This is a genomic window from Paenibacillus sp. JNUCC32 (assembly GCF_014863545.1).
Taxonomy (GTDB): domain Bacteria; phylum Bacillota; class Bacilli; order Paenibacillales; family Paenibacillaceae; genus Paenibacillus_AQ; species Paenibacillus_AQ lautus_A.
Map to the genome: position 1 here is coordinate 6,871,536 of NZ_CP062260.1, position 23,172 is coordinate 6,894,707.

A 23,172-nucleotide genomic window follows, 5' to 3' on the forward strand; every position below is an offset into this window, starting at 1 on the left:
TTTTTCAAAATGGTAAGAAGGTGACTGGAATTGCAAGCGATATATCGACCTACCCTGGCGGAAATCAACCTGGACCATCTGCGCGCCAACTATAACGCTTTTCGTGAGGCACTGCCGGATCACATGAAATTGCTTGCTTGTGTGAAGGCGAACGCTTATGGTCACGGAGCCGTAGAAGTGGCACGCGAACTTCAGCAACTGGGTGCGGCATACTTAAGCGTGGCTTTCCTTGATGAAGCGCTTGAGCTTCGGCAAGGCGGCATCTCTGGCCCGATCCTGGTGCTCGGTTATACCCCACCGGAAGCTGTAGAGATCGCTTACGAGTATGATGTAACCATAACCCTGTTCAGTTCGGAAGTGCTCCAAGCGATAAAGGCACTGCCGGTCAAGCCGGAGAAGCCGCTTAAGGTACACATCAAGATTGACAGCGGAATGGGTCGTTTGGGCCTGCTTCCCGGCGAAGATGCGATTTCTTTTATAGAAGAAGCGTTATCGCTGCCGCAGGTTGTGGTCGAAGGAATGTTTACCCATTTTGCAAGAGCGGATGAAGAGAACAAAGACTATACGTTGGGACAGTATCGCCGTTTTCAGGGCGTTGCGGACGCTCTTCGGGATAAGGGTTACCATATCCCGATCATACATACGGGCAACAGCGCTGCTGCGATCGATACACCTGAGCTATCCTATAATATGGTTCGTGTCGGCATCGGCTTGTACGGACTATATCCTTCGGACGAGGTGAATCGAAAGACAGTGAGCCTCCGCCCTGTCATGACGCTAAAGACAAAGCTTGTCTACGTCAAAAATTTACCTCCGCATTCCGGCATCAGCTATGGGACGAAGTATGTAACGGAGCAGGAAGAACGAATTGGAACCCTTCCCATCGGTTATGCCGATGGCTTCTCTCGTATGCTGAGCGGTAAAGCGGAAGTGCTGATACGCGGCCGCCGCGTCCCTGTAGTCGGAAATATCTGTATGGACCAATGTATGGTATCGCTCAAATCTTTCGCCGAGGAGGCGGAACAAATCAAAGCTGGTGAAGAGGTTGTACTCATCGGCCAGCAATCTGGCGAATGCATTACGGCAGATGAGCTGGCAGCCAAGCTGGGGACGATCCACTATGAGGTCGTCTGCATGATTGCCCACCGGGTACCGCGTCTTTATATACGCGATGATATACCGGTAAAGACCGTAAACGCGCTCTGGAACAACCTTTAAAAAAAGCATGTCGCCATAAGTTATTTATTCAGGAAAGAAGGAATACGTACAGATCTTCCCGAATTAGGAATATGTCGTTTAAGTCTGTACGAAAGTGTCGATTGTGGTTTATAATGATATGCAGCATACTTGATATACCTTCGGCATATATATTCTTTTGTATAATTTTCCTTGAATAATGTAATACTGGTGCACAGGGCGAGAAGGTTGTGGGGGTGTAATAGAAGGTGGCCAATATGCAGAACACCAAACGAATCATGATCAGTTTACCGGATCATCTTTTGCAGGAAGTGGACGGGATCGCTCAGCTGGAAAATTCCAACCGCAGTGAGCTTATTAGGCAGGCCATGAAGTTGTACCTGAATGAACGGAAGAAACGTTACATTCGTGAATCCATGCAGCGGGGTTATATGGAAATGGCCAAAATTAACCTGACCATGGCTTCTGAGGCGTTTCACGCGGAGGAAGATGCAGACAACACTCTAGACCGCTTAGTAAGCGGGGTGTAAACAGTGATCGTTAAACGGGGCGACGTATTTTTTGCGGATTTATCACCTGTTGTCGGTTCTGAGCAAGGCGGCGTGAGACCGGTCCTTGTCATTCAGAACGATATCGGCAACCGGTTTAGTCCGACTGTGATTGTTGCAGCCATTACGGCACAGATTCAAAAAGCCAAGCTGCCGACTCACGTCGAAATCGACGCGGCGTCGCATGGATTTGACCGGGATTCCGTCATTTTGCTAGAGCAGATCCGGACGATTGATAAGCAGCGGCTAACCGACAAAATCACCCATCTTGATGATGAAATGATGAGCAAGGTGGATGATTCCCTGCAAATAAGTCTGGGCTTGATTGATTTTTGATTCAATCCAAGCGTTGCATGTTCCACATAGAACGGTTACGGCCAAAAAACCCTCAAGGAGTATTCCTTGAGGGTTTTTATGTGGCGGCGAGGCGCGTTTATCCCTTAGGGACGATCGATTACGCGTTTGTAGGTATGAGCACGTATGCCGTCGTGACCGCTGCTGCAATGAACAGTAGGCAGACAACAGACCAGGCAATCGCATGTTTGTCATTCATCGAAGGTGACCTCCCGATCGTTATGGAGTGTGGATATCCGGCAGCAGCATGTTCGTAGTAACAGAATATAAGCCGAAACTTAAAATCAGATGAAATTGACATTAAATGCAGCTTAAAGCCTTGCGAAGTGAGCGATGTAGTGGAAATGAGCGCTTAAGTTTGGGATAATAGCAAATATAGTTTCATTGAAGAAAGAGGGATATCATTGTCTGAATTAGAAGCTGTTGTGGAAGTAAATGAAGAACAGATTCGCAAGGAAGAATCGAAACGGATCGTGAAGCAGATCGCGAAGGAGCTTCAATTGTCCGAGAAACAGGTGCGCACGACCGTTGAACTTCTGGATGAGGGCAATACCATACCGTTTATTGCGCGTTACCGTAAAGAAATGACAGGCGAACTGGATGAGAACCAATTGCGTGATATCGAAGAGCGGACAGGCTATTTGCGCAATTTGGAGGTCCGTAAGCGGGAAGTCATCCGCATCATAGAAGAGCAAGGCAAGCTGACGGAAGAGCTGAAAGCATCGATTACGGCGGCTGTGAAGCTGCAGGAAGTAGAAGATCTCTACCGTCCGTATAAGCAAAAACGCAAGACGCGGGCGAGCGTCGCCAAGGAAAAGGGACTCGAGCCGCTGTCGGAGTGGATATGGTCGCAGCCGAAGCAGGCCGATGCGATGGTGGAGGCTGCGAAATATATCGATGAGGAGAAAGGCGTGGCTTCGGCGGAAGAGGCCCTCCAAGGCGCGATGGATATATTGGCGGAGAACATCGCCGATGATGCAGCCGTTCGTTCCTGGGTACGCCGGTTCAGCCTGGATCATGGCATTTTGACGTCGGAGGCAAAGGATACCGAAGCGGAATCCGTGTACGAGAACTATTACAATTACCGGGAATTGGCGAAGAAAATGCCGCCGCATCGGATACTGGCCATTAACCGGGGCGAGCGCGAGAACATATTGAAGGTGGGGCTGGAGGTTCCTTCCGAATCCATACACGGGTATATCGGAAAGCAGGTGCTTAAAGGGCCGTCGGCCGTTTCGGACATTCTGACGGCGGTGATCGAGGACTCCTACAAGCGTCTCATAGCCCCATCGATAGAGCGCGAGGTGCGCGGGGAGTTGACGGAAAAAGGGGAGAACCAGGCGATCTCCATCTTTGCGGGGAATCTGCGCAGCTTGCTGCTGCAGCCGCCGGTGAAGGGGCGCCGCGTGCTGGGCGTCGATCCGGCTTACCGTACCGGATGTAAGCTTGCTGTAGTCGATGACACGGGCAAGCTGCTCGAGGTAGCCGTCACGTATCCGACGCCGCCGGCCAACAAGAAGCGGGAGGCTGCCGCGAAGTTCAAGGAGCTGATTGCGAAATACGGAATCAAGCTCATTGTCATCGGGAACGGTACGGCATCCCGCGAAACGGAGCAGTTCGTAGCGGAAGAAGTCATTGCGGAGCTCGCCGACCCAGAGCTTGCTTACCTCATCGTAAACGAAGCCGGGGCAAGCGTGTATTCGGCTTCGAAGCTGGCGCAGGAAGAGTTCCCGGATCTGGATGTGGCCGAGCGCAGCGCAGCCTCGATTGCGCGCCGCGTGCAGGATCCGCTGGCCGAACTGGTGAAGATCGATCCGAAGTCGATCGGCGTGGGCCAATATCAGCATGACGTTACCCAGAAGCATCTGGAGGAAAGCTTGAAGGCCGTCGTGGAGTCCGCGGTGAACCATGTCGGGGTGGACGTGAATACGGCATCGCCATCGCTGCTCTCTTATGTGGCCGGCATCAATGCCACCATTGCGAAAAATATCGTGAAGTACCGGGAAGAGAACGGGAAGTTTGTCAGCCGGAAGCAGCTCCAGAAGGTTCCGCGTCTCGGTGCCAAGACCTATGAGCAGTGCGTGGGCTTCATGCGGATTTCGGAAGGCGAGAACATCCTGGATCGTACTCCGATTCACCCGGAATCCTATGCAGTGGTTGACCGTTTGTTCCAGGAGCTCCAGGTTGGCCTGGACAAGCTGGGAAGCAAGGAGCTGGCTGAGCTGCTGGATGCCCAGCAGCCGGAGAGCCTGGCCGTGAAGCTTGAGGTGGGCGTGCCGACGCTTCGCGATATTCTGGACAGCCTGCAGCGTCCGGGACGCGATCCGCGGGAGGAACTGCCGCTGCCGATTTTCCGCCAGGACGTGCTGAAGATCGAGGATCTTGTGCCGGGAATGGAGCTTCAGGGAACGGTACGCAATGTCATCGATTTCGGCGCCTTTGTCGATATCGGCATCAAGAGCGACGGCCTGGTGCATATCTCCCAGCTGAGCGATGGATTTGTTAAACATCCGATGGATGTCGTCTCCGTGGGGGATAACGTGACCGTTTGGGTGCTGAACGTGGATTTGAAGAAGGGGCGCGTCGGATTGACGATGCGCAAGCCGAAAGACCAAGGATAGAACTAAAATAAGCTAAAAAAGAGCCGTATTCTCCTTCTGGGAGAAACGGCTCTTTTTTTGGGTTCTTTTTTTCATCATGGGCTGGATCGACTGCGAATAGAGTTTATTCTGGAGGAAGGTTTAGTCATGACTCAGCTTTAGAAGCAGGACGTTTTTATCGTAAGCATGTATGTTGCGATATACTGCGCCAGCTTAAACGATCGGCCTATTTCTCAGGCTCTGACTGCTGCTTTTTCTTCGCCCGAAAACGTCTGACCTTCATCAGATTGCCGCACATTTTATCATCGCAATAACGTTTGGAGCGGTTCCGCGTGTCATCGTAATACACCCAGAGACAATCCGGATTGGTGCAGATGCGAAATCGAGTCAACTCGCCTTGCTCGATGGCTTGCGCAAAGGAGCCGGCGATCTCGGCAGCGGCTGCTTGCAGGCCTGGATTTTGCGGTATATAAGAAAGTACCCCTTTTTGATCCTCTTCGATCTTGAGCTGCCGAATGACCGGCCCTGTCGCCATCCAGCGGTTCAATTCCTCTACTTGCTGGCGGGAAGGGAGGGTACCTGCAACGATGCGCTGAACGCATAATCGCAGGAAGGATCGGAGCTGCCGGAGAAGTTCCAGTTCATCCGAAGTCAGCGGAACGGCGATGTGGAGCTCATGCTCGCTAATAAATTCAGTGAGCCAATCCTCCCGGGCGAGCCGGTCCTCGGATCGGCCGCTGCCTCTCCAGTCATGCCATTCGCTGTTTATAAAATCATCCCATAACATGAAGCTCATCCTTTCTTGTCTCATCATTGTAACAAGTAAATATATATGTTGCTAGTTACTTGTATTGGGATCTGAAGTGTGTTAGTTTTTATGTAACGCTCTATTTTATTTATGGTAGTTACATTCAAAGCGGAGGCGATGGATATGAACATGAAGGAATTGCTGCTGCAAAACTGGGATTATGCGATGGATCAGGAGGATTGGTATCCTCCGATTCTACCGGCGCTGAAGGAGGTTACGCTCGAGCAGGCATTGTGGAAGCCGGAAGGGGAGGCGGCGAATTCCATTTGGGAGAACGTGCAGCATTTGCTGTATTATAAGCAGCGTTTGCTCGGCAGATTGGAAGGGAGACCGCTTCATAATGAAGGGATAGGAAACGACGAGACGTTTCTGATCCATGACACCAGTGAGGAGGCCTGGAATACGGCCCGGAATCAGCTTCAGGAGGTTCATGCAACGTTAAGACAGAAGTTCGAGGCGATGACGGAAGCCGAGATCGAAGAATCGCCGCAGCGGATACTCAGCTTAATCATGCATGACGCCTATCATACGGGGCAAATCGTTTTTATGCGGAAGCTTCAGGGCTCCTGGCCAGCTAGACGAAGCGAATTATAGGAGCGGATTCGACGAATGCAGTCCACCTATTACAATGCAAAAATAAGCCGGACAGAGCGTCCGGCTTATTGTCAACCTTATGGATCGATTGCAGGCCCTAACGGGCATTCGAATTTTCTTCACCTGGGGAATTCCGGTAAAAGTACCAGCATTCGTTCAGCAGCTTGATCTGACGTCTGTCCTTCTTGCGGAAAGCGCGTGTCAACTGATTGCAGAGCCATTGCGGCAAGGGTATCTCCTCCTCTTGCTATTTCCATCTGTATGGATAGCATATGGGGAAAATGCCCAAAGCGTGCAGGTCTACCTCGATTATTGCGCTTCTTCCTCGTACCATTGCTCGAGCTGAGCTTGAAGGGCCCGAATTTCGGTAAGCAGCGAGATGAGCGGATATTCCTTTTCGTTCAGGGAAGCAAAGGCCTGCTCAAGCTCATTTATGTATTCAAGACCACCCTGAATGCTCAGCGATTCCTGCAGCAAATCCAAATGGTCGCATTCGGCTACGGCAAGAGGCAGCTGAGGTTTGCCTGCTGCGGTGAGTTTATCGATTTCCTTGTTCAGGCGTAAATTCAGGGCACTGAGCTGGTAAGCATAGTCACTGGGCATTTCGACAAAGAACAGCTCGTCCTGACCCTTTAAAATAACGTAGCGCATGTTCGGCATGATTGCAGGTTCTCCCTCCATACTTTCTACTTGACAGTGTAGCCCAGAGAGAAGTTAAAATTCAAGTAGCATTTATCAGGGCAAAGGAAGGATCAGACATGGTGACAACGAACGAGATGAGTAATGAGGAGCTGCAGGTCTGGGTCGAGAAAATCTCGCTGGAGAGCTTTCGGGTTCCGTTCAGGCATCAGGCTACGTTTAACCGGCGATTGTCCTCGACCGGCGGCCGCTATTTCATGAAAAGCCATCATATCGAGATCAATCCGCATCAGCTGGCCACGCACGGCAGGGAAGAGGTGGAGAAGATCATCAAGCATGAGCTGTGCCATTATCATCTCCACATTGCGGGCAGGGGATATCGCCATCGCGATGCCGATTTCAAGAAACTGCTGCAGGCCGTTGGAGGAAGCCGTTTCTGCAAATCGTTGCCGAAGGGCAAGACGGCGGGTCGACGTCAACCGGAACCGTACCGATACATGCTTCGCTGCGGCGACTGCGGGACGGAATACCTGCGTAAACGGAAGATGGATCCGGCCCGGTATCGGTGCGGAAAGTGCGGCGGGCGTCTAACGCTTCTGAAGCTTGACTCCCCTAAGAAGTCATGATAAATTATTAGTATTCAACTTCACGTTCCCTGATAGCTCAGTTGGTAGAGCACTCGACTGTTAATCGAGTTGTCACAGGTTCGAGTCCTGTTCGGGGAGCCATATGGAGAGATACCCAAGTGGCTATAAGGGGACCCTCTGCTAAGGGGTTAGACTGCGTAAGCGGTGCGAGGGTTCGAATCCCTCTCTCTCCGTTGAGCATTACATCGAAGAAAGCTCCCATCACCAAGTGATCGGGAGCTTTTTTTGCATAGGGATGAGAACCCTGATAGGGTTCGTCGGAGCATAATCAGCGTTAGGGAAACTTCGCAGTCTCGACCGAAGGGAGAGTATCCCTCTCTCTTTCGCTTTAGCATGACATCGAAGAAAGCTCCCATCACCAAGTGATCGGGAGCTTTTTTTGCATAGGGATGAGAACCCTGATAGGTTTCGTCGGAGCATAATCAGCGTTAGGGATACTTCGCAGTCTCGACCGAAGGGAGAGTATCCCTCTCTCTTTCGCTTTAGCATGACATCGAAGAAAGCTCCCATCACCAAGTGATCGGGAGCTTTTTTTTGCATAGGGATGAGAACCCTGATAGGTTTCGTCGGAGCATAATCAGCGTTAAGGATACTTCGCAGTCTCGACCGAAGGGAGAGTATCCCATGAATGGGGGAATAAAGCCCGATGAAACAGATTATTGCAATGGGTGGCGGCGGTTTCTCGATGGAACCTGATAATTTGCTGCTTGATCGCTATGTTTTGGCACAAGTATCGAAAGAATTGCCTAAAGTGTGTTTTGTTCCGACGGCAAGCGGAGATGCGGATGGTTATGTTGAACGGTTCTATCATGCTTTCCGGACACTGCCGTGTATTCCCAGTCATCTGTCACTGTTCCAGCCGAACTTTGCCGATCTTCGGTCTTTTGTACTCGAGAAGGATATCATTTATGTTGGCGGGGGCAATACCCGGAATATGCTGGTCTTGTGGAAGGAATGGGGCCTGGATCAGATACTCAAAGAGGCATATGAACAGGGTGTCATTTTAACCGGGTTAAGCGCTGGCTCCATTTGCTGGTTTGAGCAAGGGGTGACGGACCCGTTGAACGGGCCTTTGTACGAACTTGATGGTCTGGGTATATTACAAGGCAGTCATTGCCCGCATTATGATGCTGAGAGCAAAAGAAGGCCCGCCTATCACAAACTCGTGCTTCAAGGTGAAGCAAAAGCAGGATATGCTGCTGATGATGGGGTTGCATTGCATTTCATGGACGGACGGTTGCATCGAATCGTAAGCTCAAGGGAAAATGCACATGCATACCATGTGAAGCGTGAAGGAAATAGCGTTCAAGAAGGGAAGTTGACACCGGATTTTTTAGGCTGATTTATTGGCCGAATAAGCTCCGTAAATAAATTTAAAAATTTGCGAAAAAAAAGCTTGCCAGCATTTTTGAAATTGTGCTATACTCAATCTTGTCGTCACGGCGACGTGGTTAAAGTGGCCCGTTGGTCAAGGGGTTAAGACACCTCCCTTTCACGGAGGTAACAGGGGTTCGAATCCCCTACGGGTCACCACTTTCTATATAACTTCGGGATGAGAACCCCGTCGGTTCGTCGAAGCATAACCATCGTTAGGATAAACTTCGCAGTCTCGAACGAAGTGAGAGTATCCCCTACGGGTCACCACTTTCTATATAACTTCGGGATGAGAACCCCGTCGGTTCGTCGAAGCATAACCATCGTTAGGATAAACTTCGCAGTCTCGAACGAAGTGAGAGTATCCCCTACGGGTCACCACTTTCTATATGGCAGCCGCACGATTGTCATCGAGAGCCATTAGCTCAGTTGGTAGAGCACCTGACTTTTAATCAGGGTGTCGAAGGTTCGAGTCCTTCATGGCTCACCATTTTTACTTAGCACGAAAAGATGTATCCCTTATATTATGCGGTAGTGGTGGAATGGCAGACACGCTATCTTGAGGGGGTAGTGGGTGTATACCCGTGGAGGTTCGAGTCCTCTCTACCGCATACCAGGTTGAAGAAGAAGCTTCACGCATAGCGTGGAGCTTTTTTATTTATATATCAGGATTTCCATAGAGATTATCCATATTTTAGATATTTTTCATTGCGCGTTTATGCAAAACCGGTGTTTCATCTCTGGTCAAGAGGTTAATATCATATCGTGGACGAGCAACAACTTCCAAAAACCTATAAGGAGTGATTCAGAATGGCTAATAACAATAATGGTAAGATGAGCCGTGAAGAAGCAGGACGTTTAGGTGGAGAAGCAACAGCGAACAACCATGATAAAGAGTTTTACCAAGAGATCGGACGGAAGGGCGGCGAAGCGACGTCCCGCTCCCATGACAAAGAATTTTATCAGGAAATCGGCAAAAAAGGCGGAGACTCCACGTCAAACTCCCATGATAAGGAGTTTTATCAAGAGATTGGCCAGAAGGGCGGCGAAGCGACTTCCGACTCCCATGGCAGGGAGTTCTATGAGGAAATCGGCCGCAAAGGCGGCGAGGCTACCTCGGATTCCCATGGTCGCGAGTTCTACCAAGAAATTGGACAGCAGGGCGGCGAAGCCAGAAACGGCAGCGGCAGCAACGGGGATGGCAAGATGAGCCGTGAAGAAGCGGGCCGCAAAGGCGGCGAGGCTAGAGCCCGGCAGCGCCAACGGGGAAATTAATGAAAATTCAGCGGATGTAAGAAGAGACTCCCGTTGGAGGGGGTTGAAACTCTTTCATTCAAAAGATCCGCCTTCAGACACATTTGTAAATAGCAGCAGCCATGACTCCTTTTAGGGAGACATGGCTGCTTTCTTTTTTAGCCTGACTATCATGGCGCATTATGGAAAAGACGAAGAACGTACTGGACATTTGATACGGTGTATGATAATTATATGATAATGATAACCATTCTCATTTAAGGTTGGGGTCTGCAATGATGTTAAACCTATCGATGAATACCAGCAAGGGAGAGCCAAGAGAATACAGCGGGTTCATGGCCCGTTTATGGAATATGGATATTGTTCATGGGCAAGGGATGTCCTTGGAACAACAGTTGGCCGTGCAGCCGGCCTTGATCGTCCCGCTTAGCGGAGAGACCTGTTTGCAGCAGGCAGAGCAAGTGACACGCATGAATAAGGGGTGCGTTTATTTTTGCGCGGCTGGATCTACTTTTGGTATTACGAGCGGCGAGTACTGGAGTTCCGAGGAACAGGAACAGACAGCGGTGGCGATTCTTCATTTTGGCTTCTATGAAGGGATGTCGGGCTGCGGTCGGTTGCATGAAGTGGACGGCGCCGCATTCATGCCCTATGACGGCATCTTTGTCGTCAGCTCCCCGGACCGCTTGAATCTCGTCTGCCGGGCGATGTATAAGGATTTTCACAGCATGGAGCCCATGAAGCAGTGGAGGGCTCAGCTGGATTTTCAGGAGCTGTTGTACACGATGATGGCCGAATGCAGCCCATATGCCAAGAATGATAAACGGCAAGCGCTGGAGCGGGTGAAGGAGTATATCGAAGAGCATTATGATGAAGATTTAACGATCGAGCAGCTGGCGAATCTCTCCGAGCTGAGCCCCAAGTATTTTGTAGAGGTATATAAGAAGACCTATGGGCACAGCGCGATGGATTATTTGGCGAGCGTCCGTTTGAACAAGGCCAAACAATTGATGCTGGGTTCGGATTCCTTGCTGCGTGAGGTTGCCCATATGGTGGGGTATAAGGATGAATTTTATTTCAGCCGCAAATTTAAGAAAGCTTTCGGGATCTCGCCCTCCGCCTATATGAAGACAAGGAAAAACAAACTGGCGATGTACGGCTCAACGAGCCTATTGGGTTACGCCATGCCGCTGGATTTCACGCCGTATGCGGCTCCGCTTCATCCGAAGTGGTCACAGCATTACTATAACCATCTCGGCCCCGATATTCCGGTTCATCTGGATGCATACCGCCAGAACCATAACAAATATGCGAATCTGGAAAAGCTGGCCACGGCACGTCCGGAGCTCATCGTGTGCGCGCAGGGGGTCGAGGAGTGGGAGAAGGAGCAGCTTCGGCAGATCGCCCCTCTCTATGAAATGCCGGGAGAGCAGGAAGGATGGCGGTTCAACTTGCTTAGTCTCGCCAAAATGCTGGACAGGCTGCCTGAAGCAGAGCAGTGGATTGAAGCGTTTCATCACAAAATATCGGCTTACCGGGAGAAGCTCCCATCTAGCAATAGGGAAGCCCGCACGCTTTTGACCGCCCGCCTGCATCAGGATGAACTTCGGGCATACAGCCATCCGGGCATGAAGGAAATACTATTCGATGATTTCGGTTTTCAGCCGGCCCTGCCTATGGATCAGCTGAATGAGGGGTGTTTAACGATGGAGCAGATCAGGGAGAGCCGTGCAAACCATCTGCTTCTTCTGATCCGTCAAGATTCCGAAACGCTTGCCTATTGGAGGAGACTGCAGGCGACGCCGGAGTGGATGACCATCTCCGCGGTGAGAGAGGGAACGTTCCATCAAATATCCTCTTATCCTTGGCGTGAGTATTCGCCCATTGCAATGGAGCAGATGGCGGAGGAGGCCATCCGGTTGTTTTCCGGAAAATGTCCATGAGGAATCCGGTTATTTGTCCATGGTGCAAAAAGAGCAAATCCGATAGTATGATCAATAATGATAATCATTATCAATTATTAAATGATCATGGATCATGGAAGGGGTAACTGGAGAGAGATGAAACGGATGAAAATGGTCTTGGGGTTATTGCTGGTATTTGCTTTGGTACTATCTGCTTGTGGCGGAGGTAACGAGGTTAAAGATACAGACGGAGCAAGCACGAGTAATGCAGGAAGCACGAACACCGCTGAGGAGAATAAAGCTTCGAACGAAGAAACACCCGCTGCGGGCGAAACCAAAGTTGTGAAATATCTTGATCAGGAATACACGCTTCCTGCCAAAACGGAGCGGATCGTTATCACGGGTGCCGTCGAAGCCATGGAGGACTCTATTGTGCTGGAAGTGAATCCGGTCGGAGCGATCAGTTTCTCGGGCTCTTTCCCTCCATTGTTTGAGTCGATTACGAAGGATGCCCAGTCGGTAGGCGAGAAAACCGAGCCGAATTTCGAAACGATCCTCTCGCTTAAACCGGACGTGATTTTGGGATCTTCCAAGTTCAAGCCGGAGGTCGTGGAACAATTGAATAAAATTGCCCCGACGATACCTTATTCTCATGTATCCACCAACTGGGAGAGCAATTTGAGATTGCTGGGCGAGTTGAGCGGCAAGCAGGAACAGGCTGAGCAAGAGATCGCTAAATATAAAGAGGATCTGGAAGCCGCAAAGGCAACCATCGGAGACAGCCTGAAGGACAAGAAGGTTTTGGCGCTAAGGGTTCGTGCGGGGGAGATGTACATTTACCCGGCTGGGGTATTCTTTAATCCGGTATTGTACGAGGATCTGGGAATCGCCGTACCGGCTGAGGTAGAAGCCGCGCAAGCGCAGGAGCTGGTCTCCAAAGAGAAAATGGCTGAGATGAATCCGGATTACGTGTTTGTCCAGTTCTCTCCGGACGAGAACAAGGATACGCCGAACGCACTGGAAGAGCTGCAGAATGATCCTATCATGAAAAACCTGAACGCGTTCAAGAACGGAACGGCTTTTGTCAACGTGGTTGACCCGCTTGCTCAAGGCGGTACCGCGTACAGTAAAATCGAGTTTCTGAAAGCTGCCGTCGAAAATCTTACGAAATAATATCATTGATTCCAGTATAAACGTATAAGGCGTGTTGTTCATGGGGTTCAAAAAATCGCTGCCGGCTGTCATCCTTGTGATGGCCCCGGCAGTCTGCTTATTGCTCATAGCGGCCTCCATCCTGTATGGAGCCAAGAATATTTCGATGGATACCGTCTGGGACTCCATCTTCGCTTTTGACCCGGAGAGCATCGACCATCAGATCATTATGAGTTCCCGGCTGCCCCGAGTCGTCGGGGCTATGCTGATCGGTGCTTTTCTGGCGGTTTCGGGCGCTCTTATGCAGGGGATGACAAGAAACTATCTAGCCTCCCCCTCCATTATGGGGGTATCGGACGGTTCGGTGTTCGCGGTGACCTTGTTCATGGTATTCATTCCGAATGCCAGCTCCAATATGTACATTGTCAGTTCATTGGTTGGTTCCGCGATCGGTGCAGCCGTCGTGTTCGGATTAGCATGGCTAATTCCAGGGGGGCTCAGTCCGGTTCGGCTGGCTATACTCGGAACCGTGATCGGGACGTTTCTTAGCGGAACGGCCGAAGCTTTGGCAGCTTATTTTCAGATTTCCCAAAGCATCAGTTTTTGGTACAATGCCCGGCTGCATGCCATGGATCCCGAGCTGATCAAGCTGAGCATTCCGTTTGCGATCGTCGGTTTGTGCCTCGCCGTGGTTTTGTCCAAATCGATCACGCTGCTCTCCCTCGGGGACGAGACGGCCAAGGGGCTTGGCGTCAAAACATGGCTGGTGAAAGGCCTTGCGATGCTGGCGGTCGTGATCTTGACGGGCGTATCGGTGGCGCTGGCAGGGAAGGTTGCCTTTGTAGGCTTGATTGTCCCTCATATTGCCCGGTACTTATCGGGCTCCGATTACCGATGGATCGTACCGGTGTCGGGCGTGCTTGGCGGCATGTTCCTGGCGCTGTGCGACATTCTCGCCAGGTTCGTGAACAGCCCTTTCGAGACGCCGGTCGGTGTCATCACTTCGCTGATCGGCGTGCCGTTCTTCCTCTATCTGATCAAGACGAGGGGAGGGGCTCAGCGTGCGTAACACATCTTATCGGTTCCCGATGGTGCTGGCAGGCGGGATAGCGGTCGTATTGGCAGCCGTTTATTTCAGTCTGACCAACGGCACGTTTGACATGTCCATCAAGGAAGTAATCCAGACGCTCTTTCGGATGAAGCCCAATGCGGACTTTGATCTTGTCGTGTTTGAATTCAGGCTCCCACGAATCGTGCTTGGCGCCCTTGTCGGGTTTGCGCTCGGTATGGCCGGTGCCGTCATCCAAGGGGTTACCCGCAACGGGCTTGCGGATCCGGGCATCCTCGGCATCAATGCAGGCGCCGGCATGGCGGTCGTACTGTTTATGTTCCTGCTGCAGGGGCAGATCACGATGACCGGCTGGCTCGGGGTGATGATGATGCCCATGTTCGGCATCGCGGGCGGTTTGGCAGCGACCACGGCCATATACATGTTTGCGAGAGAAAACGGAAAGCTGGATCCCCAGCGGCTCATACTTGTGGGCATTGCGATCGCATCCGGCTTTGGAGCCGTTACCATGTATGTTTCGCTAAAAATGAACCCGAAAGATTATGAGATGGCGGTTGCCTGGCTCGCCGGCAGCCTTCATAGCGCCAACTGGAAGTTTGTGGTGACCATGCTGCCGTGGCTCGTTATTTTGCCGCCTGTCATCTGGCTTCGCTCTCAAGTGCTCGACTTGTTCCAGCTGAGCGAGGAAAGCGTGAAGAGCGTCGGGGTATCCGTCGAGCGCGAGAAAAATAGATTGCTTCTCTGCAGCATCGGTCTGGTAAGTGCCAGCGTAGCTGTATCCGGCAGCATCGGGTTTGTCGGCCTGATTGCTCCGCATATGGCCAGGCAGCTTGTCGGACTGCGGCACAGGCATATCATCCCGATCAGCGGCATAGCGGGCATGGCGATTGTTGTCATAGGCGACTTCATCGGCAGAACGATATTCGCTCCGGCCGAGCTGGCTGCAGGCATTGTGGTATCCGTGATCGGGGTTCCGTATTTTATCTATTTATTAATTCGCATGAGAAAATAAAAGCAGCTTTCGGGAGGATCACATGAATCGTTACAAGCAGCTGGCAGTTGAAGGCAGAGAGCTTACACTGTATCTGCCTCCTTCCTATCTGGAGTATGACCGTTCCTATCCTGTTGCCTATGTTCAAGATGAAGGAGATATGTTCACGGACTGCCTGAACTATTTGAATCATTTGTTTGCGACAGGCCGGCTGGAAGAGGTCATCCTGGTCGGAATCTCGACAACGAACCGGAATCGTGAGTATACGCCTTGGCCGGCTGAGCCTTTGCTGGAGAGCAACCCTCCTTTCGGCGGGGAGGGGAGAGCTTATGTCGATGAGGTAGCGGATGTCATCAAAGCATACATAGACCATCGGTACCGAACGCTTCCAGCGCCTGAGCATACGGCCATCATGGGAGGCTCCTTTGGCGGTTTGATCTCGATGTTCGCGGGATATTGGCGTCCCGATACCTTCGGACGGATCGGCATGCTGTCGGCTTCGTTATGGTACGAGGGGGTGATGGACTACATCCGCCAGCAGGGAAAATGGCCGGCTGAGCAGCGGGTGTATATGTCCGTAGGGCAGCTTGAAGGGGCGTATAAGCAAAATGCGCAGAAAAACATGTTTGTGAACAACGTGGAGGCCCATCGGTTCTGGCTTGAGCAAGGGGTGAGCCCTGAGCGGCTGCAGCTGGCGGTAGATCCTGACGGAACCCATGATCCTATCTTTATGTCCAGAAGATTTCCGGATGCGCTGCGGTGGCTGTTCGTCGGGGAAGCAGAGGAGCAAGCATCGGCGAAGGGGCGGGCTCAACATGAGGATCCGGATTATCAGGAAAAGCAAGAAATGCATAATAACCAAGATAACCAAGATAACCAAGATAACCAAGATAACCAAGATAACCAAGATAACCAAGATAACCAAGATAACCAAGATAACCAAGTAAAGGCCACTTTGTTTTCCGTACCGGGAACGCTGACCTGGTCCATGCAGTCCGACGTGACGGGCCGCGAATACCGCATTTTCATCGCCGAGCCGATGGGACCGCCTCCTGAGGGAGGTTATCCCGTGTTATATTCGCTGGATGCCAATGCCACCTTCGGCACGCTGGCCGAAGCCATCCGCCTGCAATCCCGTACGCCTCGGGGCATTCCCTCTGCGCTCATTGTCGGCATCGGCTTTGACAGCGACAGCCCCATCGTAAGCAGCGAACGCTTCTATAACTTTACGGAATATGCCGATCCCGCTGAACTGCCAGTCCGGCCAAACGGCATGGATTGGCCGGAGACGGGCGGCGTGGAGGCGTTCCTTACCTTCATCGAGCAGCAGCTGAAGCCGGCCGTGGAGCGGCGGTATGCCGTGAACCGATCGAAGCAGGCGCTGTTCGGACACTCGCTCGGTGGATTTTTCACCTTGTATACCTTATTCACCAGACCGGATGCCTTTTCGCGGTATATTGCGGCATGTCCCTCGGTGTGGTGGAAGAACTACGCGCTGTACCAGCGATGGGAAGAGGGGAAGAACCGCTTACGACAGAGCGGGGAGCGCAAGTCGCTCCGCCTGTACGTGGGGGCCGAGGAGAAGCCGTCCATGGTGAAGGATGCCAGGGAACTCTATGCCTTTCTCAGAGGGCATGAAGAGGTGCTGGAGACGACGTTCGACGAAATTGAGGGTGAAGGGCATGTTTCGGTACTGCCGACCCTCATAAGCCCCCTGCTTCGTTTTGTGAACGCGTAATCCACCAAAGAATGCCTCAAGCATAAATAAGCAGCTTCGAATCCAGTGATCATCGGGATATCGAAGCTGCTTATTCTGTGTTGTATGCAGACGGGTTGTTAATCGGGCAATTCCGGATCATCGAGAATGGAGGAATATTTCGGGTATAATCTGCGAATGCAATCCGGACAAATATCATGGGTAAACTCAATGGGGAGGCGGCTCTCCAAATAGCTCTCCACAGGCTCCCATTCATCCGCTTGTCGAACATATTTGCATACGGCACAGATAGGAATATGTCCTGGAAGAGGGAAGCTGTGAGCCAGCGCTTGTTCCAGCAGCAGTTCCTTGTGCTTGAACTTCGTAATATCCGTGAACGATATCATGGCTCCGTGAACACGGCCGTCCTTGTTCATCATCAGCGGCAGCACCTCGCACAGAACCCAGTTCTGCCGGTCATTCCATTCCACGGCATATTCAAAAGAATAATCAGGCAGCTTGCCCAGCATCACTTCCTTTACGGAGGGCAAATCCATCTCATGGGAAAATGGATCGAATACAGAACCAAAGTGCCTGAAAGTCATATCGAAAAAAGATGCTCCATGCCACCTAAAGTCAGGAGGGACACCGTATTTTTCGGCCATGGCAATGAGCGGATCGTTGATTTTGTCTATGATGCCATCCGGGGTAATGACCATCAGCCCCTTATTCAAGGAGTGCACCGCATTATTCCAGGATGTGGTCATGGTATCGTAGGGCAATTTACTCGCTCCTCGTACGGAATAGACTCATGAGTAAAAGATACGACGATCCATGAGTACTATGGTATAATTTAGGCAATATATCTAGATTATACACGTAATTAAGTCATTATGCAAGACAAAAATACGTACATAAGATATTTTTCTTTTAAAGAGAAATAGGAAGGCGGTTGTTTGATGCAGTCTATTTACCAACGAATCGAACATCTCATAGAAAGCCGGGGTATGACCAAGAAGGCGTTTTGTGAAACCCTCGGGATCAGCACAGGAAATTTTGGTGACTGGAAGAGGGGAAAAACAACGCCGAGCACGAATAAATTGATTGAGATTGCAGCATTTTTTTCCGTCAGCCTGGATTGGCTGATTATAGGAAGAGGCAGTCCGACCAACCGTGTCAAGGAAGCCCGCGGGGAATATGAAGTAGATCCGGAATCTTTGGATCCTGCCTTAATGTCCGGTCTGGCAGAGCATGAGAAGGAATTTATCCGCGAATACATCGAGTTTTCGGCCTATCGGAAGGACAAGCGCAGCGATAAGAGCTAACTGATGCAAAAGCCTGATCCTAAGGCCCAGATTTTGGCGCTTTACTTTTGAGCAAGAGGGCAGTATAATAGGGAATGTTCGCTGCAGAACATCCCTTATACATGCGGTAGTGGTGGAATGGCAGACACGCTATCTTGAGGGGGTAGTGGGTGTATACCCGTGGAGGTTCGAGTCCTCTCTACCGCATACTTCATAAAGAAGCTGTTTATCAAGTGGAATTCCCTTTGATAAGCGGCTTTTTTTGTTATGTTCTTCGCGTGCCGGGATAATGCTCATCTATGGTGAAATGCCTTATTTATCGTTTCAAATTGCCCTGAAAGTTTAAAGAGTACATGTAGAGACCATAATAGGGCATGAAGGAGATGAACGAGCATGAAACCATTATACACAGCAGATGTTAAAGTCGTCGGAGGGCGGGAAGGCTCCGTTGAATCTACCGATGGCGTTCTCAATCACAAATTAAGCATGCCGAAAGAGCTCGGAGGTCCGGGCGGAGCCGGAACCAATCCGGAGCAGCTGTTCGCGGCCGGTTATGGCGCCTGCTATGAAAGCGCCCTGGCCAACATCGCCCGCAAGGAGGGCGTCGAGCTGAAGGATGTCGTGATCCACTCCCAGGTGTCGATCGGAAAAGACGAAGGCGCTGACGGCTTTAAGCTGGCAGTGAAGCTGAAGATCGAAATGCCCGGCATCGAACGAAGCCAGGCGGAGGATCTCGCGAAGAAAGCGCACGCGTTTTGCCCGTATTCCAAAGCAACCCGGGGCAACATCGACGTGGAGTTAAGCGTAAGCTGACGATAGAGGATTCGGATGGCTCTCTAAAATGGGGGTCATCCTTTTTTGTCGGCTAAAGACGCTCGATATGAAACTTTTTACATGATACGCCGTACTTCAGTTAAAGCTATGCATTGAAAGGGGCGCTTGGAATGCGAATAGAACAAATGATAGAGGAACGGTTTGTATGCAGCAAATGCGGAGGGAACCACTGCCAGACGAAAGAGGTCTCGATGTCGGGGGCAGGCTTGAGCAAAATGTTTGATATTCAGCACAATCATTTCCTATTTGTTTCCTGCACGAACTGCGGATATGTGGAAGTCTTCAACCCGGATATATTGGAAGGTAAAAAGAGGGGGCAGCTGGGCTCGATCCTGGATGTGTTCTTCGGTTGACATCACCCCTAAAATTCTTTAATATGACTAAGTACCAGAAAGTACAAACCAGTCATAAGGAATTTAAATAAAATAAACGGGTGATGAACATGCCATACAGACCGCAGATTGCAAATGTGACCACAGCTGGAAGCAATGAAAAGGAAGGGCTTTACGAATTCATTATCCACACGGCTGACGGAACGGATATTCGCGTATTCTATAACCGCTTCCCGGAATGGAAACTGACTGCGCTTAGCCGACTTGGGAAAGTACCTTGCCCGGTTTGTCGTAAGGATTTCATATGCAAATGCATGGAGAAATTCTCGAACGAATTCGACCAGCAGATGAGAGACGGCGAGTGGCTGAACAAAGCTGCTGAGTAATAAACCAATAAGCGTACTTGATCAAGCGTAGGAGAGGGCTCCTGCGTTTTTTCTTTTTTTATGGCGTGAAGGGAGCGAAGAAAATATGAAGGATCGTGCAACCGAAAATCATGAGGAATATGCAATTGTGCTGATTGATGGCGTGTGCCATATGTGCCAGGGGCTGACCCAATTCATTATCAAGCGAGATCCCGCGGGTGCTTTCCGGTTCGCTTCGCTGCAATCCGAGATCGGTCAGGAGCTGTTGAGGCAGGGAGGGCTCGATGGAGATTCGCCGGAGACGATGGTGCTGATTGAACAGGGGAGATATTACACCAGATCGACGGGAGCTCTTCGGATTGCGCGGCGTCTTCGTTTTCCTTGGCCGCTGTCGTATGTCCTGATCCTGATACCCCCTTTCTTACGGAACCTGGTGTACCGCTGGGTGGCGAAGAACCGTTACCGGTGGTTCGGGCAATCCAGTGAGTGCATGGTGCCGACGCCGGACATTCGGCGCCGGTTTTTATCCTGATTCCGCTTGTTTTAATGATGATGCTCTGCCGTGCCTTCTTGGAATGTCGGAGTTCCCGCCTCCAGGTAGGCAAGCTCGGCCTCGGACAGTTTGCCGACGGCGAACGGTTTCTGGGGAATGATGATGGAGCCGTTGTTGCCGCTGTGCAGCTTGATGAAATACAGCCCCTCTTTTACGAAGGTTTTGGTCACCGTATACACGCCATCGCCCACCTCGACCGCATCCGTCATGGGATCCCGCAGGGAACCGTTATGGCTCCACAGCTCGTAGTGGACAAAATCCGCACCGGGCACTCTTTTGCCGTCTTGGGTAAGGATAATCTCGATGGTCTCCGGCTGTTGGACGGATAATACATCCGGAATGTTCACCTCGGCCATCAGCGGAATTTCTTTTACATACCGGTCGGCTGCCTCGGGACTGGCCGAACAAGCGCTCAGCAGCAGAACCGATAGCAGTACGGTTATAATAATACGGCCTTTTACGATCATGAAACCGCCACCCCTTATTTTTGATTAAGTCCTAAGCGAATCAGGCGTTCAGGAAAGCCTTGATCGCCAGTATCTTCCGCACGATGACAGAATCGATGATCCACACGATGATGAGAGACAAGCCCACAAGCGGGAACAGAATCCCCAAAGAGATAAGCACCAGCAGGAACAGCCTCATGCTCTTGGCGCCCGTCTCGGGCGCTTTCGGAGCCCCCAGTCCGTGATCCGGTTTTCGTTTCCACCACAAGTACAAACCGCTTACCGCAATGAGAATGATGCCTAGGCATATCAGCAAACTGAAAATCTGGTTGACGATGCCGAATTGGGTTCCTTTGTGCAGCGTAATGCCCAGGGCAACGGCTTTGCCGACGAATCCGTAATGATCATAGCGATAATCCGCCAACACCGCGCCGCTGTACTGGTCGATATGCAGGGTGGCTTCGTCCTGCGCTTTCGGCGGATAGGCCGACAACGTATACACGCCGCCCGCTTGCTGCGGGATGCTGATGGTGTAACTCGGATGCATCCCCTCGCTTCGGGCTACGTACATGACGTCTTCAATCGGAAGCGGCATAAAGTCGGAGATGGTGGAGTTGGGAACCTCCAGATTTTCGGCCGCCCAAGGGACCTCTGCGACTTCCTTCGTCCGTACCACATGGGAGGACGGCGCACTGCCCGACCAGATGGAAGGAGGATAGCCGGCACCGGTATTGGTTGCCATGGTTTGGAAATTGCTGCCCCACAGGCCTGACCAGGGTAATCCGGTCATGACGAGAAACAGCATGCCAGCCGCGATCCAGAATGCGGGAACGGCGTGCAGGTCCCGGCGAAGAATCTGCTTGCCCTTGCCGAGCCTCGGATACAGGATCCCTGCGAGGCTTCTTTTCTTTTTGCTTTTGTTTTTATTTTTCGGGAACCATAAAAACAAACCGGTGATGATGAGCACGATCGCCCAGCAGGCGGCAAGCTCCACGATCCGGTCCCCGATCGTCCCGACCATCAGCTCGCCGTGGAACTCCTCGATTTTGTCCATGATCCGGTCTTTGTCTTTCAGCTCGCCCATCTTTTCTCCCGTATAGGGGTCCATGAAGACGGTCATGGATTCGCTGCCCGAGGTCAGACTGATTTCCGTGGAGCGGGAATCCGACTCGCCGGGGCGGTATTTCGTGATGGTAGCGTCAGGGTAGAGCTCTTTCACTTGTCCGACCAGCTTGCTGGGCGTTACCCGTTCGGATTGTGGGGTTACCGTGTAGAAGTCCCGATATAACGCTTGTTCAATCTGAGGCTTAAATAAGTAAACGGAGCCGGTTACAGCCAGGATGATCAGAAAAGGAGCGAACATGATGCCGGCATAGAAATGCCATCTCCAGACGGTTTTGTATAATGCGGCAGAGCTTGGATTTGCTGATTGATTTTCATTGGGTTTGGCTGCCGGCGTTTTCTTTTTCCCCATGGCTCGTGGCTCCTTTTCAAATACGGCTAAAATTTATATAAGATGAACAATGCGTTCATTTCATATATGCAAACAGGTTTATAGCTACTTCAGCGGGGCCCGGAAACCGGCTTGCTCGGCTTCTTCCTCGCTGCAGAACCACTGCTCCTGCTTCGTGCGCTCATAGTACGGGGATTCGGGCGTATGATAGATTTTCTCGCCCTTGGAGTTGATGTTGCCTTTAATGTCGCAGGCTTGCTTGGACGGTTGGGGTTTCTCGGTAGGCGCTTGGGTTGCTGTGGTGTCATGGTTGTTGCTCTTATTCGTATCGTCCTGTTCCTCGGGATGGAATCCGTCTTCCTGGGCGTAGTTCTCTACGCTCCATATGCCGAGCCCCTTGTCCCGGCTGATCCGCTGCAAATCATCGAATTTGTCCACATAGCGCGTGTTGGGCGGATAGATGTAGGCGACGCGGGCCAGTCCTTCTTCAAGCAGCGATTCCTGGACCATTTTCCCGTCGGCATACACGTAAGCGAGCAGCCTGGAATATTTATCCCGGTTCGGACCGATATCGAACTCCAATTCAAGCCGATCGGCTTGTTCCACGAGCTCCTTCGTAAAAGCCTTGGCCTCGGGCCCGAACGGCTGGACGCCCAGTTTCGGATGGCTTGTCTCGGGCGTGTCGACCAGCAGCATGCGAACATTCTCTTTTTTGCCCTCGAACATGACGCTGATGGTGTCGCCGTCAACGGCTTTGACCAATTCCACGGCAACCCGCGGCAGGTTCAGATCATCGGTGGGATAGGTCGTCTGCTTGGCATTCGTTGTGCCGGCGTCTGTCTCGGCTTCGGATGTACGGGACGCTGCGGTTTCTTCGTTCGACGTCGCAGGGGACATCAGCGGCTGGCTGCAGCCGGATAATAACAGCAGGGCGGTTAGAAAAGCGGCTAGTATACGTTTGTTCATGGGTGTCACTCTCCAAGCTTGGAAGTATTGGTTTAGATGGTTTAGGAGTTTATATATGTTAATTCTATATAAGAAGTTTCTATATAGAGAAC

Annotated in this window: 25 protein-coding genes and 6 tRNA genes; 24 read left to right on the plus strand and 7 right to left on the minus strand. The window is 51.4% G+C overall.

Features of this window, described 5'->3' with window-relative positions; all coding sequences use genetic code 11:
- Positions 1 to 30: 30 nt before the first annotated feature.
- The 4 genes from alr to JNUCC32_RS30670 all read left to right on the plus strand — a co-directional run bounded on the left by alr (position 31) and on the right by JNUCC32_RS30670 (position 4,720).
- The gene (gene alr, locus JNUCC32_RS30655) at positions 31 to 1,218 is read left to right on the plus strand and encodes an alanine racemase (RefSeq protein WP_192570689.1); all 1,188 of its coding nucleotides are present in this window, start codon (positions 31 to 33) and stop codon (positions 1,216 to 1,218) included.
- A 227-nt stretch (positions 1,219 to 1,445) separates the two neighbouring features.
- Positions 1,446 to 1,727, plus strand: coding sequence for a CopG family ribbon-helix-helix protein (locus JNUCC32_RS30660; RefSeq protein WP_028406492.1), 282 nt, complete (start codon positions 1,446 to 1,448; stop codon positions 1,725 to 1,727).
- 3 nt (positions 1,728 to 1,730) lie between these two features.
- Positions 1,731 to 2,081 carry a type II toxin-antitoxin system PemK/MazF family toxin gene (locus JNUCC32_RS30665; protein ID WP_006212388.1) on the plus strand — a complete coding sequence of 117 codons (351 nt, stop codon included), beginning with the start codon at positions 1,731 to 1,733 and terminating at the stop codon, positions 2,079 to 2,081.
- 422 nt (positions 2,082 to 2,503) lie between these two features.
- A complete protein-coding gene (locus tag JNUCC32_RS30670; protein ID WP_277746902.1) occupies positions 2,504 to 4,720 on the plus strand; it encodes a Tex family protein in 2,217 nt (738 codons plus the stop codon).
- 205 nt (positions 4,721 to 4,925) lie between these two features.
- Here the strand turns inward: JNUCC32_RS30670 and JNUCC32_RS30675 are convergent, their stop codons facing one another.
- Entirely contained in the window at positions 4,926 to 5,486 is a 561-nt protein-coding gene (locus JNUCC32_RS30675; protein ID WP_192570690.1) for a CGNR zinc finger domain-containing protein, read from the minus strand.
- Between the two features lie 144 nt (positions 5,487 to 5,630).
- Here JNUCC32_RS30675 and JNUCC32_RS30680 point away from each other — a divergent pair, with 144 nt between their 5' ends.
- Complete coding sequence (locus JNUCC32_RS30680; protein ID WP_192570691.1) at positions 5,631 to 6,101, plus strand: DinB family protein; 471 nt, start codon at positions 5,631 to 5,633, stop codon at positions 6,099 to 6,101.
- A gap of 97 nt (positions 6,102 to 6,198) precedes the next feature.
- On the opposite strand, the gene cmpA is transcribed toward JNUCC32_RS30680, so the two are convergent.
- Positions 6,199 to 6,330, minus strand: a complete 132-nt coding sequence (gene cmpA, locus JNUCC32_RS30685) for a cortex morphogenetic protein CmpA (RefSeq protein ID WP_015737250.1) — start codon at positions 6,328 to 6,330, stop codon at positions 6,199 to 6,201.
- A gap of 80 nt (positions 6,331 to 6,410) precedes the next feature.
- Positions 6,411 to 6,761 carry a hypothetical protein gene (locus JNUCC32_RS30690; protein ID WP_009594449.1) on the minus strand — a complete coding sequence of 117 codons (351 nt, stop codon included), beginning with the start codon at positions 6,759 to 6,761 and terminating at the stop codon, positions 6,411 to 6,413.
- 98 nt (positions 6,762 to 6,859) lie between these two features.
- Here JNUCC32_RS30690 and JNUCC32_RS30695 point away from each other — a divergent pair, with 98 nt between their 5' ends.
- The 13 genes from JNUCC32_RS30695 (at position 6,860) to JNUCC32_RS30755 (ending at position 16,869) form a co-directional block, all read left to right on the plus strand.
- Positions 6,860 to 7,366, plus strand: a complete 507-nt coding sequence (locus JNUCC32_RS30695) for a SprT family protein (RefSeq protein WP_228468850.1) — start codon at positions 6,860 to 6,862, stop codon at positions 7,364 to 7,366.
- 26 nt (positions 7,367 to 7,392) lie between these two features.
- Positions 7,393 to 7,468, plus strand: a tRNA-Asn gene (locus JNUCC32_RS30700).
- A gap of 3 nt (positions 7,469 to 7,471) precedes the next feature.
- Positions 7,472 to 7,560, plus strand: a tRNA-Ser gene (locus tag JNUCC32_RS30705).
- 473 nt (positions 7,561 to 8,033) lie between these two features.
- A complete protein-coding gene (locus JNUCC32_RS30710; RefSeq protein WP_192570692.1) occupies positions 8,034 to 8,729 on the plus strand; it encodes a Type 1 glutamine amidotransferase-like domain-containing protein in 696 nt (231 codons plus the stop codon).
- 116 nt (positions 8,730 to 8,845) lie between these two features.
- Positions 8,846 to 8,920 (plus strand) — tRNA-Glu (locus JNUCC32_RS30715).
- Between the two features lie 255 nt (positions 8,921 to 9,175).
- Positions 9,176 to 9,251: transfer RNA gene (locus tag JNUCC32_RS30720), tRNA-Lys, on the plus strand.
- A 38-nt stretch (positions 9,252 to 9,289) separates the two neighbouring features.
- Positions 9,290 to 9,372: transfer RNA gene (locus JNUCC32_RS30725), tRNA-Leu, on the plus strand.
- Between the two features lie 199 nt (positions 9,373 to 9,571).
- Positions 9,572 to 10,036, plus strand: coding sequence for a KGG domain-containing protein (locus JNUCC32_RS30730; protein WP_015737244.1), 465 nt, complete (start codon positions 9,572 to 9,574; stop codon positions 10,034 to 10,036).
- Positions 10,037 to 10,290: 254 nt separating this feature from the next.
- Complete coding sequence (locus tag JNUCC32_RS30735) at positions 10,291 to 11,958, plus strand: AraC family transcriptional regulator (RefSeq protein WP_192570693.1); 1,668 nt, start codon at positions 10,291 to 10,293, stop codon at positions 11,956 to 11,958.
- 117 nt (positions 11,959 to 12,075) lie between these two features.
- Positions 12,076 to 13,092, plus strand: coding sequence for an ABC transporter substrate-binding protein (locus JNUCC32_RS30740; protein ID WP_192570694.1), 1,017 nt, complete (start codon positions 12,076 to 12,078; stop codon positions 13,090 to 13,092).
- Between the two features lie 40 nt (positions 13,093 to 13,132).
- Positions 13,133 to 14,140, plus strand: a complete 1,008-nt coding sequence (locus JNUCC32_RS30745) for a FecCD family ABC transporter permease (protein ID WP_009594414.1) — start codon at positions 13,133 to 13,135, stop codon at positions 14,138 to 14,140.
- A 19-nt stretch (positions 14,141 to 14,159) separates the two neighbouring features.
- Positions 14,160 to 15,152 carry a FecCD family ABC transporter permease gene (locus tag JNUCC32_RS30750; RefSeq protein WP_192572759.1) on the plus strand — a complete coding sequence of 331 codons (993 nt, stop codon included), beginning with the start codon at positions 14,160 to 14,162 and terminating at the stop codon, positions 15,150 to 15,152.
- Positions 15,153 to 15,174: 22 nt separating this feature from the next.
- Positions 15,175 to 16,869, plus strand: coding sequence for an alpha/beta hydrolase (locus JNUCC32_RS30755; RefSeq protein WP_192570695.1), 1,695 nt, complete (start codon positions 15,175 to 15,177; stop codon positions 16,867 to 16,869).
- A gap of 98 nt (positions 16,870 to 16,967) precedes the next feature.
- Here the strand turns inward: JNUCC32_RS30755 and JNUCC32_RS30760 are convergent, their stop codons facing one another.
- On the minus strand, positions 16,968 to 17,609 hold the full coding sequence (locus tag JNUCC32_RS30760) for a PAS domain-containing protein (protein WP_096776505.1): 642 nt from the start codon (positions 17,607 to 17,609) through the stop codon (positions 16,968 to 16,970).
- A gap of 177 nt (positions 17,610 to 17,786) precedes the next feature.
- Between JNUCC32_RS30760 and JNUCC32_RS30765 the strand changes: the two genes are divergently transcribed.
- The 6 genes from JNUCC32_RS30765 to JNUCC32_RS30790 all read left to right on the plus strand — a co-directional run bounded on the left by JNUCC32_RS30765 (position 17,787) and on the right by JNUCC32_RS30790 (position 20,194).
- Positions 17,787 to 18,152, plus strand: coding sequence for a helix-turn-helix domain-containing protein (locus tag JNUCC32_RS30765; RefSeq protein ID WP_192570696.1), 366 nt, complete (start codon positions 17,787 to 17,789; stop codon positions 18,150 to 18,152).
- A 103-nt stretch (positions 18,153 to 18,255) separates the two neighbouring features.
- Positions 18,256 to 18,338, plus strand: a tRNA-Leu gene (locus tag JNUCC32_RS30770).
- Between the two features lie 186 nt (positions 18,339 to 18,524).
- Positions 18,525 to 18,944: an organic hydroperoxide resistance protein gene (locus JNUCC32_RS30775; RefSeq protein ID WP_015737236.1), complete on the plus strand. Its 420-nt coding sequence runs from the start codon at positions 18,525 to 18,527 to the stop codon at positions 18,942 to 18,944.
- Between the two features lie 131 nt (positions 18,945 to 19,075).
- Positions 19,076 to 19,318 carry a zinc ribbon domain-containing protein gene (locus tag JNUCC32_RS30780; protein ID WP_006212369.1) on the plus strand — a complete coding sequence of 81 codons (243 nt, stop codon included), beginning with the start codon at positions 19,076 to 19,078 and terminating at the stop codon, positions 19,316 to 19,318.
- Positions 19,319 to 19,407: 89 nt separating this feature from the next.
- Positions 19,408 to 19,683, plus strand: a complete 276-nt coding sequence (locus tag JNUCC32_RS30785; RefSeq protein WP_009594434.1) for a hypothetical protein — start codon at positions 19,408 to 19,410, stop codon at positions 19,681 to 19,683.
- Positions 19,684 to 19,768: 85 nt separating this feature from the next.
- A complete protein-coding gene (locus JNUCC32_RS30790; protein WP_096776503.1) occupies positions 19,769 to 20,194 on the plus strand; it encodes a thiol-disulfide oxidoreductase DCC family protein in 426 nt (141 codons plus the stop codon).
- Between the two features lie 11 nt (positions 20,195 to 20,205).
- On the opposite strand, the gene JNUCC32_RS30795 is transcribed toward JNUCC32_RS30790, so the two are convergent.
- The 3 genes from JNUCC32_RS30795 to JNUCC32_RS30805 all read right to left on the minus strand — a co-directional run bounded on the left by JNUCC32_RS30795 (position 20,206) and on the right by JNUCC32_RS30805 (position 23,080).
- Positions 20,206 to 20,682 carry a FixH family protein gene (locus JNUCC32_RS30795; RefSeq protein WP_192570697.1) on the minus strand — a complete coding sequence of 159 codons (477 nt, stop codon included), beginning with the start codon at positions 20,680 to 20,682 and terminating at the stop codon, positions 20,206 to 20,208.
- 40 nt (positions 20,683 to 20,722) lie between these two features.
- Entirely contained in the window at positions 20,723 to 22,135 is a 1,413-nt protein-coding gene (locus JNUCC32_RS30800) for a PepSY-associated TM helix domain-containing protein (RefSeq protein WP_192570698.1), read from the minus strand.
- Positions 22,136 to 22,219: 84 nt separating this feature from the next.
- Positions 22,220 to 23,080, minus strand: coding sequence for a thermonuclease family protein (locus JNUCC32_RS30805; RefSeq protein WP_096776500.1), 861 nt, complete (start codon positions 23,078 to 23,080; stop codon positions 22,220 to 22,222).
- Positions 23,081 to 23,172: the final 92 nt, after the last annotated feature.

What these genes read in the sequence shown, in the direction of transcription:
- JNUCC32_RS30675 (WP_192570690.1), bottom strand. Translation starts at nt 5,486, where the DNA reads ATGTTATGGGATGATTTTATAAACAGCGAATGGCATGACTGGAGAGGC.
- JNUCC32_RS30680 (WP_192570691.1), top strand. Translation starts at nt 5,631, where the DNA reads ATGAACATGAAGGAATTGCTGCTGCAAAACTGGGATTATGCGATGGAT.
- JNUCC32_RS30690 (WP_009594449.1), bottom strand. Translation starts at nt 6,761, where the DNA reads ATGCCGAACATGCGCTACGTTATTTTAAAGGGTCAGGACGAGCTGTTC.
- JNUCC32_RS30695 (WP_228468850.1), top strand. Translation starts at nt 6,860, where the DNA reads ATGGTGACAACGAACGAGATGAGTAATGAGGAGCTGCAGGTCTGGGTC.
- JNUCC32_RS30710 (WP_192570692.1), top strand. Translation starts at nt 8,034, where the DNA reads ATGAAACAGATTATTGCAATGGGTGGCGGCGGTTTCTCGATGGAACCT.
- JNUCC32_RS30730 (WP_015737244.1), top strand. Translation starts at nt 9,572, where the DNA reads ATGGCTAATAACAATAATGGTAAGATGAGCCGTGAAGAAGCAGGACGT.
- JNUCC32_RS30735 (WP_192570693.1), top strand. Translation starts at nt 10,291, where the DNA reads ATGATGTTAAACCTATCGATGAATACCAGCAAGGGAGAGCCAAGAGAA.
- JNUCC32_RS30740 (WP_192570694.1), top strand. Translation starts at nt 12,076, where the DNA reads ATGAAACGGATGAAAATGGTCTTGGGGTTATTGCTGGTATTTGCTTTG.
- JNUCC32_RS30745 (WP_009594414.1), top strand. Translation starts at nt 13,133, where the DNA reads ATGGGGTTCAAAAAATCGCTGCCGGCTGTCATCCTTGTGATGGCCCCG.
- JNUCC32_RS30750 (WP_192572759.1), top strand. Translation starts at nt 14,160, where the DNA reads ATGGTGCTGGCAGGCGGGATAGCGGTCGTATTGGCAGCCGTTTATTTC.
- JNUCC32_RS30755 (WP_192570695.1), top strand. Translation starts at nt 15,175, where the DNA reads ATGAATCGTTACAAGCAGCTGGCAGTTGAAGGCAGAGAGCTTACACTG.
- JNUCC32_RS30765 (WP_192570696.1), top strand. Translation starts at nt 17,787, where the DNA reads ATGCAGTCTATTTACCAACGAATCGAACATCTCATAGAAAGCCGGGGT.
- JNUCC32_RS30775 (WP_015737236.1), top strand. Translation starts at nt 18,525, where the DNA reads ATGAAACCATTATACACAGCAGATGTTAAAGTCGTCGGAGGGCGGGAA.
- JNUCC32_RS30780 (WP_006212369.1), top strand. Translation starts at nt 19,076, where the DNA reads ATGCGAATAGAACAAATGATAGAGGAACGGTTTGTATGCAGCAAATGC.
- JNUCC32_RS30785 (WP_009594434.1), top strand. Translation starts at nt 19,408, where the DNA reads ATGCCATACAGACCGCAGATTGCAAATGTGACCACAGCTGGAAGCAAT.
- JNUCC32_RS30790 (WP_096776503.1), top strand. Translation starts at nt 19,769, where the DNA reads ATGAAGGATCGTGCAACCGAAAATCATGAGGAATATGCAATTGTGCTG.
- JNUCC32_RS30795 (WP_192570697.1), bottom strand. Translation starts at nt 20,682, where the DNA reads ATGATCGTAAAAGGCCGTATTATTATAACCGTACTGCTATCGGTTCTG.
- JNUCC32_RS30800 (WP_192570698.1), bottom strand. Translation starts at nt 22,135, where the DNA reads ATGGGGAAAAAGAAAACGCCGGCAGCCAAACCCAATGAAAATCAATCA.
- JNUCC32_RS30805 (WP_096776500.1), bottom strand. Translation starts at nt 23,080, where the DNA reads ATGAACAAACGTATACTAGCCGCTTTTCTAACCGCCCTGCTGTTATTA.